This is a genomic window from bacterium, assembly GCA_022763185.1.
In the GTDB taxonomy this organism is placed as follows: Bacteria; Bdellovibrionota_G; JALEGL01; order JALEGL01; family JALEGL01; genus JALEGL01.
In genome coordinates this window covers 305,862-320,522 of the sequence record JALEGL010000006.1, presented here as the reverse complement: position 1 = coordinate 320,522, position 14,661 = coordinate 305,862, and the positions used below count along the sequence as shown (strand labels likewise).

Genomic DNA, 14,661 nt, shown 5'->3' with positions numbered 1-14,661 from the left:
TTGGAAAGAAGACAATGATTTATTTTAAAAATGTAAATAAAGCCTTTGGAGACCAAGTTGTTCTAGAAAACTTAAACCTTGAAGCAAAAAAAGGTGAAATCACCATTATTATGGGACCCAGTGGAGTAGGTAAGTCTGTATCGTTAAAATTACTGATGGGTTTATTAAAACCTGACTCCGGAGAAGTCATTATTGATGGACAAAATATCAATGAAATTTCTTACAGTGAGATAAAAAAGATACGAAAAAAAATTGGCATGCTATTTCAAGATGCTGCGTTGTTTGACTACCTCAATATTTATCAAAATGTAAGTTTCCCCATGTTTGAGCATACCAATCTACCCGAAGAAAAGATTAAAGATCAAGTCAAAGAAAAACTTTCTGAGGTCGGTTTGTCTGATATCAATGAAAAACTTCCCAGTGAACTTTCCGGTGGAATGAGAAAACGAGTTGGTCTAGCACGTGCATTAATGCTGAATCCCAAAATTATTTTATTTGATGAACCAACAACTGGCCTTGATCCAATTACCACCTCACAAATTGGGGATTTAATTTTAAAAACTCAAAGAAAAAGAAATGCTACTGTTCTCATGATTAATCATGACTTGGCATTAACTTACAAAGTTGCTGATAAAGTCGCAATGCTTTATAAGGGAGAAATTGTGGAATACTGCACGCCAAAAGAATTGAAAAAGTCAAAACATCCTTTTGTTCAGAATTTTTTAGAGGCACATATCAACATGGAGAACCATAAATAATGAAAAATAATTTAACATCTGACTTTAGTGTTGGTTTATTTGTACTGATTGCTCTTCTGGTTATTATTTTCTTATCTTTAGAAGTTAACGATAAAGGAAAACTCGGTGCCAATGCCAAAACGTATTACGCACACTTTGAATCTGTTTCCGGTTTGGTTGACCGAACCCCGATAGAAATTGCTGGAATTATGGTGGGTTACGTAGAAAAAATTGAGCTTGATGGTCAAAAAGCTAAAGCGACCCTAAGAGTTCAACGTAAAATGAAACTGTATAATGACGCGCATGTTTCTATTAAAGACAGAGGCGTTTTAGGCGACAAATATTTAGCTATTTCACAAGGTACCCCTGAAGCTGGATTACTAAAAGATGAAGCTTTTATCAAAAACACCTCTTCTAAAAGTGACTTTGATGAATTAACTTCTACCGTTAAAGAAACCGCAGTCATTATCAAAGAGCTCTTATCATCAGATAATCCTCAAGGTGCTTTAGGCGAGACTTTGGTCAATTTAAGAGATACAACCGAACGTTTAAATGCAATTATGGAAGCCAACCAAAAACAAGTCAATGCCATCGTTGACAGCGTTGATTCTTTCTCAAAAGATTTGGCTATGGTGATGCGAGACAATAAACAGGCCATTTCTGACACACTCTCATCCGTACAGGAAACTTTTGGAGAAAACGGGGAACTCACTGAGGCTCTTGCTTCCTTGAATAAAATTATGAGTAAAATTGAAGAAGGAGAAGGAACCATTGGTAAGCTTGTTAATGATGAAAGCACCATCAATAAAATCAACGATACGATTGATGGTGTCAATGATACGATAGGTTTATTTAGAAAAATGCAGTTGGGTATTCGCTATAGAGCTGAATTTTTACAATCAGACAAAGAACTTCAAAACTTAGTGGCTATTGCTATTGCACCAAGTCCAGATAAATATTTAATGTTTGAAGTTGTAGATTCACCTGTTGGCAATATTCGAAGAAACACAACCACGGTCAGCTCCGGTGGCAACGTTATCAGCAGTACTCAAACAGTCAATCAAAGTGATAATTTGGTTTTCAATGTTCAGTTGGCCAAACGCTTATGGAATGTCACATTTAGAGCCGGTCTCTTTAGAAATACAGGTGGTTTGGGTATGGATTTACATTTACTGAACAATCAGTTTGTATTGTCCAGTGAATTATTTAATGCTTCAAGACAAAACGACGCCCTCCAATTTAGAGCCTATGGATCATTGTATCTTTACAAACATTTCATGTTAACTGCGGGGATGGATGATATTTTATCAGAACAAGATAGACAAAATCTATTTTTTGGCGCCGGTGTCCGATTTACTGACAGTGATCTTAAATCCTTTATTCCAGCCATGGGTGCAGCATTTTAAGGACGAATACCAAACCCCAAGGAAATGGATTGCGTAATTTGATTGTAGCCCAGTAGGGTTTCTCCAAAGCCATAATATGCTTGCAACCAAAGTGACGTCACGGTTTTATCTTCTAGGTGTTTAAAAAACACTTTCCATGGAATATTAAAGTGCGTCTCTACAGAGTACTTATCAAACTTTATTCCTGGATGAACCACAGCCGACCACTCAACATCGTTGGACCATCGATAGCCCAGATTTAGCTTTAAAGGACCATAATACTGCCTAAGATCAGGATTATTATCTTGGTCGAGTAAAAAAGCCGCGATTAATTTTGGTTCAAAATAAAAACCTCCTTTTGAAAAATAAAGCTTTAAATAAAAATAATTCCATCCTCTTGAGTTATCGCCATCTTTACCATTGGATGAATGTAAAAACCCCAGCTGCATCGCCTGAAGCATTGTTTTCCCCGCGATTGCTTGAATATAAAATAACTCAGGACGATAATTATGGTCATAAAACGGAAACGAATAGCTTGCGATATCCATAAAAGATCGCTGAGTATAAGCAAAGAAAAAAGGTGACTCGAGAATTTGTAATTTTGCACTTAGTTGGAATTTAAACACAACATTTTTTGAATAGGGTGAATTTTCAACTCCAGTAACTAAAAAATTGTTTTTATATAAGCTTAAAGGTGAATCATCTCTATCCAAAGAAAAAGCAACGGTGTGTTGGCTTAGTAGAAAAAACAAACTCAACTTAAAACAAATAAAGAAGAGCTGTTTCTTAGCCTTATGCTGCATATCTTTGCTTTAAATGCTTGATAAAGTAATCCGCATTTAAAACTTCCCCTGTTGCATTTAATAATAGATCTTTTTTTGATTTTAAAGATGCTTGCTGCCAAACATTCTTTTTCAACCAATCTCTAACAGCATCAAACTTTCCTTGTGAAAAGTCTTGATCAACATTAGGACAACTCATCTTTAAGCCATGGAACAGTTGCGCGGCTGTCATTGCCCCTAAAGTATAGGATGGAAAATAACCAAATCCCGCACTTGGCCAATGAACATCTTGCATACAACCATCTTTATAGTTACCTTTGGTGTTTACGCCTAAATAACTTTGCATTTTTTCATCCCAGGCTGCAGGAATATCTTTAGTCTTTAAATCTCCTTCAATAATCTCTTGCTCAAGCTCAAACCTTAAAATAACATGCAATGGATAGGTAACTTCATCAGCACTCACTCTAATAAAGTCTGGTTTCACTCTACTGTACAGTTTAATAATATTTGCTATAGCCCAAAAGTCATCTTGTTTTTGTCCGTCACCCAAGTACTTTTTAAATAAAGGTGCTAGATATTGCAAAGTTGCAGGATTCCTGGCCACCTGCATTTCAAAAAACAAGCTCTGACTTTCATGGATACTCATTCCTAAAGCTTTACCAACAGGCTGACCATTCCATTCTTTGGGTAGACCTTGCTCATAGCAAGCATGACCTGTTTCATGAATAACTCCCATAACGCTTTCAACAAAGTCAGTCTCCTGATAGCGTGTTGTTATTCTGACATCACTGGGTACCCCACCACAAAAAGGATGATGACTCACATCTAAACGACCATGATCAAAATCAAAACCAAAAACCTTCATCAGCTCAAGGCAAAGTTGTTTCTGATCTTTAGTGGTAAAGGTTCCATTGGGTTGAATACATGCCTCACTTTTTTGTTTCTCCATCACGGTTTGAATAAACTGCGGAAGGAAGCTTTTTAATTGATCAAAGACATCTTTTGTTTCTTCAACACTCTGACCTGGATCGTATAAATTAACCAAAGCTTGATAAGGGCTCGTTCCAGTGACTTGTGCCCTCATTGTTGCTTCTTCTTTAGTTACCTTAATCACTTCATCCAACAGGGGGGCAAAATCTTGCCAATTGTTTTCACCACGCATCTGTTTCCATGCTTGCTGACAATTAGAAGTTGCTTTAATTTGAGCATCAATAAGCTTGGGCGTTAAACATGTTGCATTTTGCCATACCCGTTTTATTTCTCTAATATTGGCTTGCTGCCAATGATTAAGATCTTCTGTACTGGCTTGATCTATCCAATCCTTAACTCTAGGGTCAATCATTAAGCTGTGTCTTGCCTGTTGCAACTTGGAAATAGACTTTGCCCGTTGTGTATGACTTTTAACAGGCATATTTACCTGCTCATCCCAACTACATATAGATAAAGCATGCCCATAGGCAGATATTGTTTCAAAATGTTCATGCAGTTGTTGATATGCTTTTGCCATATTTATTACCTCTCAAGCTGTTTATAGTAATGAAAAATTAAGCTAAATATAAAACTTGTAGCCATGATTTTAAAATAATATAAACGAGGCCCTGGTATAGCGCAATAATTACTCTTCTTAGTAAAAATAATTCTTTAGTTTTTATTGGCAAGCAGTTATACACGCAAGCATGCAAGATAACTCAAAAAAACGTGCTTTAATCAGCGTCACCGATAAATCAAAGTTAGATCAATTATGCACTGTACTTCAGCGCTATAATTATGAAATTTATTCTTCGGGTGGAACTCGTAAGCACATAGAAAGTCTTGGTTTTAAGGCTGTAGAAGTTAGCCAATACACCGACTTTCCTGAAATCATGTCTGGTAGAGTCAAAACCTTACACCCAAAAATTCATGGTGGACTTTTGGCTTTACGTGAGAATGAAACACATATGCAACAAGCCCATGAACACAATATTTTGATGTTTGATTTGCTCGTGGTTAATTTGTATGCCTTTGAAAAACATGCCTGCAACCCGGATCTGAGTCCCAGCCAGGTTATAGAACACATTGATATTGGTGGTCCAAGCATGCTCAGATCAGCTGCAAAAAACTTTAAACATGTCTGTGTTTTGCCGGGTGTCGACTATTATGAACCCTTCATGAAGCATATTGATGAACACAAAGGAGAAATAAGTCCAGCTTTTAGGCAAGCCATGTCAGGTGAAACCTTTGCACTCACTCAACGCTATGATCAAGCCATCAGCACCTATTTTCAATCAATTCAAACTAAATCAAAAACTTCTGAGCTAAGTTCAGACACAAAAGATATTCAACTAAACTTACGCACAAAATACACCCTACGCTACGGTGAAAACCCACACCAGTCTGCAGGCTTTTTTACTTCTGTCAACAGCCAAAGCTCTATTTTAGAGCAAGATATCTCAGGCAAGACTCTTTCCTACAATAATATCTTAGATTTGCATGCAGCTTTAAAGCTTATTGCTGACTTTCAAGATGATACAGCTTGTGCCATTTTTAAACACAACAATCCTTGTGGCTTGGGTGTTTCCGGCAATCATTCTATTTTAGATGCTTATGAAAAAGCTTTGTCTGGTGACCCAGTCTCTGCTTTTGGCGGCATTGTGGCCTTTTCAAAACCTCTAGATGGCCCGACCACAGAAGTCATGTTAAAAACATTCACCGAGTTGGTCGTGGCTCCTGATTTTACTCCAGAAGCAGAAGCCTTACTTAAGAATAAAAAAAACCTGCGCCGTTTACGTTACTCGCAAGAGCACCTCAAAGCCTTATTACAGCAAAACAATATTAAAACCGCTTTGGGAGGTTTTCTGATTCAGGAACAAGATCTTAAAAGTTTTGATTTGAGTACAAGTAAGTGTGTCAGCAAAAAACAACCTTCAAAACAACATTTAAAAGCACTATCCTTGGCTTGGAAAGCTGTAAAACACATCAAATCCAATGCTATTGTTATATGCAATGAAAACCAAATTCTAGGCGTTGGCGCTGGTCAAACCAGTAGAGTTGACTCATGCCATATAGCCATGAACAACGCCCAAAAATGCAAAGCCAACAAAGATATTTTGGTTGCTGCTTCGGATGCATTTTTCCCCTTTAAAGACGGTGTTGAAACTTTAGCAAAAATGGGCATCCAAAGCATTATTCAGCCGGGTGGATCTATTCGAGATGAAGAAGTAATTGATGCTATCAATCAGCTCGACATGTCTATGTTATTCACAGGAGTAAGACACTTCTACCATTAAATAAAAACAACCCTGCGCAACTTAAGGTCAGCTAAAGAGCAATAATATTGACCTATTCTATTCTCTTAGTAAGATATGATGCATTCATGTTCAAAAATAAATTTCGCAGTATAAACATAAAAAACATTTTAAGTTTTCGAGCTTACTTGCGAACTGTCATTTTGTTGATATTTATTTTTTTTGCATCACTCATCTATTTACAAGTTGATCAATCAATTCAACAGTATCGCTTTCAAACGCTTATATCTTACTGTCAAACACAGCATTCCTCAACAAAACTCAAGCCGTCTGAACAAGATATAAGTAAAGCTAAAGAGATTCTTAAGCATGTCAGATATGAACATATGGCAATGGCAAGTCAAATATTTGAACGCGCTGTAGCTCACAGTCCAAAAGGCATGCAATTTATACCAGATCTTATCAAAAGCTATCTCTTTAGAATCCCAATTGAAAGCAGCCATAGCTACCACAGTAACTTAGAAAGTCTTGCCCAAGATTTAATTGCAAAACATAAAAAAAGTAACCCTGGACATGCACTTTTGAGCGCATTAGAACTCAATAAAAATAATACAATTCAAGCAGTTAAACATTTTTCTAACATTTCATCAAAACATGAACTATCTGCAATTTTAGATCTTAAAATTAACTTCAATGATTCACAACAGCCCCAAAAAATATTGCTTGATAAGCTTGATCAAATAAAAAAACACCCATCGCTAATTCCTTTTTACCATATGATGCAGTATGAGTTGCAAATTAGATCAGGTAACTATTTTGCTGCAAAACCTATTTTAAATGAGCGCTTGCTGCAATTTCCAAAGGACTATTGGGGACAAAATCAAATCGGTCATATCTTAAAGAAAGGCCAGAGTCTCAAAGTATTTGAGCATGCTTTAAATAACAAACTCTTAAACCCGCGCTATGCATCAATACAATCGATGCATGCTAAACTGCTTTGTTTTTATCAAGAAACACAAAAGTGCTTGGCTATTTACCAAAAACTGGCTGGTAACCAATATCAAATGAACAATCCTCAGCTCGTTGCTGATGCTCAGTTTCAACGCTTATTTTACTTTTTAAAACAACAGCAATCGAATAAAGCTGCTCAGCTGATTAAAGCCATGAAACAGTCTTCTTTTTATGATATCAATCAGGTCAATCTTTACTCTGCTTTAAATTATGACCTTTTAAATCAATCCTTGCCCGCCAAACTTATTATAGCCCTTCAAGAGCAAAAACTTCCCAATGCAGAAAAAACTTTAGCACAATTCATTTTAGCTAAACATTACTACTCAAAAAATAGATTCGATGCTTTTGAAAAAACAATCATCAATCTTATTGAAAATAACCCTCAATTTGTAAGCGCACATGTTTTTTATATGGTGTACTTGGTTCAACAAAATAAAAATAAAAAAGCCGTAGACTTTGCTAATAAGTTTATTTACGGTCAACCTATCAGTTCCTATCACATATACCCTCAAGATATACCGTATGACTCACTTTACTTGTTAAAAAGCTTAAGACTCTTAGAGCAAGTAAGACGTAAAAATCCTAACATCTCAAAGTCTAGTATTGTTTCTTCATATATTGGCTTGAATTATCTTATTAGCCATATGAAACACAACCATAAAAACGCACTAAATAATGCAGAATTTCATTTAAAAAAAGCTATTGGCAGAATAAGCACACATGGAAAAACATATTTGTTTTTGGGTATTCTTTTTCATTATAAAAATAATATTCAAGCATCCAATCGTTATTTAAATAAAAGTTATGCGTTACAGGAGAATGATAGTAATATTCTATTTTGGTTTGCAAAAAACAATCTTGCCACACAAAAAAACATTCTTGCCGAAAAAAAACTAAATCAGTTAAAGTATAATAAAACTTGGCAATGGCCGGCAACAAATCTTCTTGCACTTATTCTCATCGAAAGAAAGCAATATGCAAAAGCTCTATCCATATTGGGAACATTGCTACAACTTGACCCTAAGCATTTTAGTGCTTGGCACACACTCAATATTATAGAGTTTTAATAGCGTATTTTCATTTTGTTTTGACTTCGTACATGCTTTCACCTAAAAGAAAATCCATGAAGATCTTGGTTATTGGTAAGGGGGGGCGAGAACATGCCATATGCTGGGCAGTCAATGATGACCCTTGTGTTAGCACTGTTTATGCATACCCTGGAAGTCATGCTATCTTTGAATTAGATAAGTCTAAAAAAGTTGATATCAATGAGCCTGCATCCCATCAAGATCTAGCCTTATGGGCTAAAAAAAATAATATCGACTTGACCATTGTTGGCCCTGAAGACCCTTTAAACAATGGCATAGTCAATACTTTCAAAAAGTATAATTTAAAAATTTTCGGTCCAAGTAAAGAAGCCGCTCAGCTTGAGTCATCAAAATATTTTGCAAAAAAAATAATGCAAAAAGCCAATATACCTACAGGTGCTTTTGAAACAGCAACAAACTACCAAGAAGCCAAAAAATATATTCAACACAATGAAACTTACCCGCAAGCACTAAAGTATGACGGTTTAGCTGCAGGAAAAGGTGTAGTTATATGCCAATCAAAACAAGAGTCGTTGGATTTTTGTGATAAAGTCTTCAACCAACTTATCTTTGGTGAAAACCCAAGTGCTATTATTTTTGAAGAGTTCCTTGTTGGCCCTGAACTTTCATATTTTGCACTTTGTCATGAAAAAAGTTTTTATTTTTTTGGTGATGCACAAGACCATAAAAGATTACTTGATAATGATGAAGGTCCAAATACTGGCGGCATGGGGGCATACACCCCTACACACTTCATGAATAAACCGTTAAAAGAAGAAATAGAACAAAACATTGTACAGCCTTTGCTCAATCAATTAGATACAGATGATACTCCCTATACAGGCTTTCTATATGTTGGCTTAATTTTAACAGAAAATGGTCCTAAAGTTTTAGAGTTTAATGTACGTTTGGGTGATCCTGAAGCTCAATGTTTGTTGCACAGGTTACAAACACCTTTTGCACAGCTCTGTATGTCAGTTTTAGCCCAAGAAAATCTATCCATAACCTGGAACAACAAAAAGTCTTTTGTCTTAACGCTTGCTTCAAAAAATTACCCTTATCAACCTTCTTCACCACAAGCTATTTCAATATTACAGCCTATTCCAAATAACTGTAGAGTTTATCACTGCGGCACAGAATTCATCCATGATGAATTAATGGCCAGTGGTGGGAGAGTTCTTTCTATTGCTAGCTTAGGTGATAGCTATCAAAATGCAGCTCAAATCGCATACAGCTGTGTTAAAGAACATATAAACTTTAATGGTATGCAGTATAGAACAGATGTGGGTGGACAAGCTATTATGAACGAAAAAAAATCACCCTGAAACATCATATTTTTCTAAAAATCTAACCACTGTTTCAAAGTAATCTTTACTATTTTCTTCAAAAAAGCATCTAATAGCTAAGTCATTGCAGGCTTGTTGAGTTGATTGGCCAAATGCCAAATAATGCATCCCTTTTATATTGGTCTTCTTTATAACCTTCTCGTTATAAATATGAACTGCTGATGGTGATGCAAAAAATACAACTTTTTGCTTTATGGTATCATTTTTAAGATGTTGTAATAAGCTTTGTGATACGATCTCATTACCGTTTGTCTCATAAACAACTTTACATTGCCCTTGAATATTCATGTCATTAAAATATTTTTTTATGTGATCTTCAGCTCTATTTGAATGCAAATAAACAACCCAATCCCGACCTTTAACTATTTTTGATAAAACATCCATCACTCCACGTTGACCTTGGTATTTTTCTGAATAATAAGAGTTTATTTTAAGTTGTTTTTTAAGAAAATTAGCAACTTTAACACCTGAGACCACTAGTTTTTTTTTTGATAAATCATGAGCAATTTCAGGGTACTGTGAAATTATTTCTACTGTTTTTTTACTTGTTATACAAATAATTGTAGATTTCTGAATAAGGTCAGCGTAACTATGTACATTACTACTATTGATTACCGGTGAAAACTGAAGAAGATCAAATTGCTTAACATCAATGCCATTATAAGTTTTTAAAATTTTATCAATATACTGTGAATCTACTTTTCCAGTAAAAATAATTTCAATCTGTTTCATAAGGTATAGCAAAATTTTTCATGGCATTACAGATTGATAAAGCGTTATTTTTATCCATCATATTTCGGAACTTTTCTTCTAATACACTTAAACCATCATTGTCATACAACACAGAAAATCTAACTTCTGTACCCTCTACAGCATTTCCAAGGTATACATTAAAACACAGCTTATAACCGTTCACTTGAATATCCAAACCAAATGGCAGTGAACACCCACCTTCATAACTAGAAATAATTTTTTTTAGACACATCACCGCATCAAAATAGTTGATATTTTTATCTTTATTTAGATATTGAAATACATCTTCATTATTTCTGGTAACAATCGCAATCAAGCCTTGACCTAAAGGCGGTGTAAAAATACTTTCATCCAAACTAGATGCTATTATTTTTTGCTTATTCAGTCTTATCAGGCCAGCTTTTGCCAATAAAATCGCATCATAATCACCTTTTTGCATTTTGGATATTCTTGTATCTATATTGCCTCTAATAGGTTTCACTTTTAAATGCGGAAAGTGTTTTTTTAAAATTGTATATCGGCGAATACTCGAAGTTCCAACAACTGCGCCCGGTGGCAAATCATCAATTTTTTTAAATTTGTCTGAAACAAAACAATCTCTGGAGTCGACTTGATTGCATAACATTTGCAACTTAAGACCTTGTGGAATTTCACCCGTAAGGTCTTTAAAACTATGTATAGCAATATCACACTCGTGATTCAATAAAGCTTCATCCAGTTCCTTACTAAACAGCGCTTGTCTACCAAACTCAGAAAATGTCTTATTTTGATCTGCATCCCCCGTGGTTGTAATTTTTTTTAACTCATACTCACAGTCATTGTTAAAAACCATTTTACAGGTTTGTTCAGTTTGAGTGGTTGCTAAGAGGCTGGCTCTGGTTCCAACGATTATTTTATTTTTTTTAGTCATCGCCAATATTAAAAATTTTTCTCAGTTCTGATATTTTTTCTTTACTGGGTTTTGCTTTAACATATTTAATTGGATTGGCGAGGATTTTTTTTTGTACAGCTTCAAAGGTTTTTTGTATTTTTTCTACATCATCATCTTTAACTGATTTTATTGTTTTTAACATTTTTTTCATTTCATGTTCAAAAATTTTGTTATAGTGCTTTCTTAACTCAACGATACTCTCTTTATTTGCTTCTTTTTCTTGTAAATCAATAAATTTACTCACTTCATCGCTAATAATCAAATCTGCTTTTAAAGCTTCATCTGACCTAATTTTTTGATTATTAATCGAAATCTTTTCAAGATCGTCAACATTATAAAGATAAACTTCGCTTAGTTGTTCTACGTTTGGATTTACATTTCTTGGAACCGATATATCAATAATAAAAACAGGATTATTTTTTCTTTTATCCATGGCATGTTTCATATCTTCATATTCCACAATAAACTTACTAGCTCCTGTAGAAGCAATAACGATATCAAACTGGTGTATTACTTTATGAAACTGATCAAATGCTACTGTCGAAGCTTGATATAAAGAAGATAGGTTAATTGCTTTCTCTAGTGATCGGTTAGCAATGCTGATATTTTTGACATCCTTTGCCTGTAAATGCTTTAAACACAGCTCTGCCATTTCTCCTGCACCTAGTAATAAAACTTTGCAATTTTTCAAATCATCAAAAACTTTTTTTATTAGCTCTATGGCAACATAACTTATAGAAACAGCATGTTTTCCTATATCTGTATTTGATTTTATTTTTTTAGATACAGATAAAGCTCTATGAATGAATTTATGCATTTCTCCTGAAACAAAGCTATCATCATGTGCCTGTTGATATGATTTTTTTAACTGCGCAGTAATTTGAGGCTCACCAATAACAAGAGAATCTAAACTGCTGGCCACTTTAAAAACATGCTCTATAACATCTTCTTTTTCTTTTGTGTAAAATGCATCATTAATATCACTTTGATTAATCTCAACTGAAAAAAAGTTGATCAATTCATTGATAAGATTTTTTTCGGTATTTTCTTTTTCATAATAAATTTCAACTCTATTACAGGTGCACAAAGAAAAACCACCTTTGATATGTTTTTGACTTATTTGTCTATCAATAAATTGAGTTAATTTTTCTTCAGATGAAAATGCCTCTCTAAGAGCTAGTTTGGCTGTTTTAAAACTCAAGCCAATTAAACCTAATTTTTTATAAAATAAACTCATTTTATGAATGACAATAGTAAAAGTCCCACCAAAACTACTTCACAAGCAAAAAGGCCTTGAACAAACTTTTTGCCTCTCCAGCCCTTTTTTAACCTACCCCAAACTAGAATAGCAAACATCCACCACATAAGCGCTGATACAATAAACTTAGGATTGCTCAACCAAGAACTATCCCATAAACTATGCGCTAAAACAATGCCTGTAAGTAAACTGATATTAATTGCAGCAAATACCACAAATAATAATTTAGACATCATATGGTCGATCCTTGATAGAGATAAAGTTACAAGATCCAACTGATTAAAATCACTATGTCGCTTAATTAAATTTTGGTTTCGTATATAATTAGCCCCAAGAATTAAGGACATACTTAAAAATATTACCCCAGTACAATTTGATGACATATGCACCAGCCAAACAGTTTCTTGTATATAGTTTTGATGTAAAAACTGCTCTTTTTGAGACCACAGTAAAAAAAACACTGTTAGACATGAGAAGAAAATATTCAATACAATGCATAGCTTGCCAATAAGAAACCGCATGCTCAATGATAAAAAAACAAAAACAACTGAAAAAAGTACTGCGCTAAAAAAAACATAGTCTACAGCCAGCTTAAACACTCTATAACCAGATAGTATGTTTAAACATGCATAGAGATAAAAACTTAAAGCTTGAATGACCAGTAAACTTTTAGTTCCCCAACGTTTACGCTGTTTAAATGACATTTGATAAAAACATCCAAAGCACAGAAAAACAGATATAATCGATGACAGCAGTAATATACCTTGTGCAATCATCATTATACTCTCTTGTTAATTAAATTTAATTCAACTTTTGCATTCATAAAATATGGATCTCTATCAACGACTTGAGACAAGTATTTTTTTGCTTGTCTATAGTTGCCCAAGTTTTTTTCTATACTGGCTAAGTAAAACAAAGCTTCTAGCATAGGCATATCTTTTAAAGTTTCTTTTTTCAAATTTTCTCTAGCTTCTTCAATGGTTGCTCTAGAGTTATTTTTTACTCCTAAACGAAAATAACTCCACGCAGCATAAATGCGGTATTTTTCATCTGGTAAGATCTTGTTGCTTTCATTAAATTTTTCATAGGCACCATCAAAGTTTTTATTTTTCATCTGTGCTAAACCTTCAAAAAAAATGGTTTCAGCTTTTACTTTTTTTTGTGCTTTTTGACTTTCTTTTATTTTTGATAGTTCTTTTATATACTCTTTTCTCTGTTCAGCAGTACTAATCTTTTTATAGGCCAGTGTGATCTGAGAAAATATTTTTTCAATAGTTCTTTTCTCTTTTTCAGGTAAATTGCCATTTTTATCTGGATGATGCGTGGCCACCATTTCCATGTACTTTTTCTTTATTATTGCGCCACTTGCAGTTTCATCTAAACCAAAAACCTCAAAGGCATTTTTATTAAGCAAATCTTTTTCACTTGTAATTTTATATTTTTGTTCAATTTTTTCAGAAAACATCTCTAAATCAACAACTTGGTATTCTTTTAAAAGATACAAATCTAAAACCAGTTCTGATTGAGGGTGCATAACGTAAAAAAGCTCTTTTTTTTTGTCATAAACAATAGATTCATGGCTTACATACTTTTGATAAGCGTCAAATACATCCTTTTTTTTAACCTTGATATTGACTTGTTCATATTGATTTACAGCTTCAATCTTTATGGTTTGTTTCAATGCCTCAAACACTATTTTAAAAGGCGCAATACTCAACATATGTTGATGTTCTGCCTCAACATTGGACACTCTCAAAGCATTTGTTTCTTTACTACTATAATGCGCCAAAATAATCGATGAACAATCTTTTTCTAAAAAGTCCTGGTAAGCGGATTCTTTGATAAGATTTTTATTGTATAAATAGGCCCACTGATCAAAGGGTGATAACTGATCTAAACCATGCTGAATAAATGTTCTTTGCTCTGCATCCAAGTTTTCAATAAGTTGGTTTAAATGATGTTCTCGTTCTACATTACTTTTGTGGGCAATAATACGTCCTTGCTTTAAAAAAAACAACGATTTGACTTCACCCGATACCAAAACAATATTAGCACTGATTGCCTTTTTCTCCATTATTGCAAAAAAATCTAAAAAATCACTTTTTTTTAATGCTGTTACTTTATGACTCGAATGACGCACCATTTG

General features: G+C 34.2%; 12 protein-coding genes. 5 read left to right on the top strand and 7 right to left on the bottom strand.

The features are described 5' to 3' along the window. The first annotated feature begins 14 nt into the window (after positions 1-14). On the top strand, positions 15-758 hold the full coding sequence (locus MRY82_04200; protein ID MCI5072131.1) for an ABC transporter ATP-binding protein: 744 nt from the start codon (positions 15-17) through the stop codon (positions 756-758). Then, a complete protein-coding gene (locus tag MRY82_04195) occupies positions 758-2,143 on the top strand; it encodes an MlaD family protein (GenBank protein ID MCI5072130.1) in 1,386 nt (461 codons plus the stop codon). The genes MRY82_04200 and MRY82_04195 overlap by 1 nt, the downstream gene beginning before the upstream one ends. Here MRY82_04195 and MRY82_04190 read toward each other — a convergent pair. After that, on the bottom strand, positions 2,140-2,925 hold the full coding sequence (locus MRY82_04190; protein MCI5072129.1) for a phospholipase A: 786 nt from the start codon (positions 2,923-2,925) through the stop codon (positions 2,140-2,142). The two genes, MRY82_04195 and MRY82_04190, sit on opposite strands and share 4 nt — an antisense overlap. Beyond that, entirely contained in the window at positions 2,915-4,411 is a 1,497-nt protein-coding gene (locus MRY82_04185) for a carboxypeptidase M32 (GenBank protein ID MCI5072128.1), read from the bottom strand. Before MRY82_04185 ends, MRY82_04190 begins: the two co-directional genes overlap by 11 nt. 169 nt (positions 4,412-4,580) lie before the next feature. On the opposite strand from MRY82_04185, the gene purH reads away from it, so the two are divergent. The 3 genes from purH to purD all read left to right on the top strand — a co-directional run bounded on the left by purH (position 4,581) and on the right by purD (position 9,552). Then, positions 4,581-6,170, top strand: coding sequence for a bifunctional phosphoribosylaminoimidazolecarboxamide formyltransferase/IMP cyclohydrolase (gene purH / locus MRY82_04180; GenBank protein ID MCI5072127.1), 1,590 nt, complete (start codon positions 4,581-4,583; stop codon positions 6,168-6,170). 350 nt (positions 6,171-6,520) lie between these two features. Further along, positions 6,521-8,206 carry a hypothetical protein gene (locus MRY82_04175; protein ID MCI5072126.1) on the top strand — a complete coding sequence of 562 codons (1,686 nt, stop codon included), beginning with the start codon at positions 6,521-6,523 and terminating at the stop codon, positions 8,204-8,206. Positions 8,207-8,262: 56 nt separating this feature from the next. Continuing rightward, on the top strand, positions 8,263-9,552 hold the full coding sequence (purD, locus tag MRY82_04170; protein MCI5072125.1) for a phosphoribosylamine--glycine ligase: 1,290 nt from the start codon (positions 8,263-8,265) through the stop codon (positions 9,550-9,552). Here the strand turns inward: purD and MRY82_04165 are convergent. From MRY82_04165 to MRY82_04145, 5 genes are read right to left on the bottom strand one after another with little or no spacing between them, the layout of a single operon-like run. Continuing rightward, positions 9,544-10,305 (bottom strand): uroporphyrinogen-III synthase, encoded by a 762-nt coding sequence (locus tag MRY82_04165; protein ID MCI5072124.1) that lies wholly within the window; start codon positions 10,303-10,305, stop codon positions 9,544-9,546. The two genes, purD and MRY82_04165, sit on opposite strands and share 9 nt — an antisense overlap. Then, positions 10,292-11,236: a hydroxymethylbilane synthase gene (hemC, locus tag MRY82_04160; GenBank protein ID MCI5072123.1), complete on the bottom strand. Its 945-nt coding sequence runs from the start codon at positions 11,234-11,236 to the stop codon at positions 10,292-10,294. Before hemC ends, MRY82_04165 begins: the two co-directional genes overlap by 14 nt. Next, positions 11,229-12,494, bottom strand: a complete 1,266-nt coding sequence (gene hemA / locus MRY82_04155) for a glutamyl-tRNA reductase (GenBank protein MCI5072122.1) — start codon at positions 12,492-12,494, stop codon at positions 11,229-11,231. Before hemA ends, hemC begins: the two co-directional genes overlap by 8 nt. Continuing rightward, complete coding sequence (gene ccsA / locus MRY82_04150) at positions 12,491-13,294, bottom strand: cytochrome c biogenesis protein CcsA (protein ID MCI5072121.1); 804 nt, start codon at positions 13,292-13,294, stop codon at positions 12,491-12,493. Before ccsA ends, hemA begins: the two co-directional genes overlap by 4 nt. Continuing rightward, positions 13,294-14,658, bottom strand: a complete 1,365-nt coding sequence (locus MRY82_04145; protein ID MCI5072120.1) for a DnaJ domain-containing protein — start codon at positions 14,656-14,658, stop codon at positions 13,294-13,296. Before MRY82_04145 ends, ccsA begins: the two co-directional genes overlap by 1 nt. Positions 14,659-14,661: the final 3 nt, after the last annotated feature.

Excerpts from the sequence above, each read along its gene's own strand:
- MRY82_04200 (MCI5072131.1), top strand. The coding sequence starts at position 15 with ATGATTTATTTTAAAAATGTAAATAAAGCCTTTGGAGACCAAGTTGTT.
- MRY82_04195 (MCI5072130.1), top strand. The coding sequence starts at position 758 with ATGAAAAATAATTTAACATCTGACTTTAGTGTTGGTTTATTTGTACTG.
- MRY82_04190 (MCI5072129.1), bottom strand. The coding sequence starts at position 2,925 with ATGCAGCATAAGGCTAAGAAACAGCTCTTCTTTATTTGTTTTAAGTTG.
- MRY82_04185 (MCI5072128.1), bottom strand. The coding sequence starts at position 4,411 with ATGGCAAAAGCATATCAACAACTGCATGAACATTTTGAAACAATATCT.
- purH (MCI5072127.1), top strand. The coding sequence starts at position 4,581 with ATGCAAGATAACTCAAAAAAACGTGCTTTAATCAGCGTCACCGATAAA.
- MRY82_04175 (MCI5072126.1), top strand. The coding sequence starts at position 6,521 with ATGGCAAGTCAAATATTTGAACGCGCTGTAGCTCACAGTCCAAAAGGC.
- purD (MCI5072125.1), top strand. The coding sequence starts at position 8,263 with ATGAAGATCTTGGTTATTGGTAAGGGGGGGCGAGAACATGCCATATGC.
- MRY82_04165 (MCI5072124.1), bottom strand. The coding sequence starts at position 10,305 with ATGAAACAGATTGAAATTATTTTTACTGGAAAAGTAGATTCACAGTAT.
- hemC (MCI5072123.1), bottom strand. The coding sequence starts at position 11,236 with ATGACTAAAAAAAATAAAATAATCGTTGGAACCAGAGCCAGCCTCTTA.
- hemA (MCI5072122.1), bottom strand. The coding sequence starts at position 12,494 with ATGAGTTTATTTTATAAAAAATTAGGTTTAATTGGCTTGAGTTTTAAA.
- ccsA (MCI5072121.1), bottom strand. The coding sequence starts at position 13,294 with ATGATGATTGCACAAGGTATATTACTGCTGTCATCGATTATATCTGTT.
- MRY82_04145 (MCI5072120.1), bottom strand. The coding sequence starts at position 14,658 with ATGGTGCGTCATTCGAGTCATAAAGTAACAGCATTAAAAAAAAGTGAT.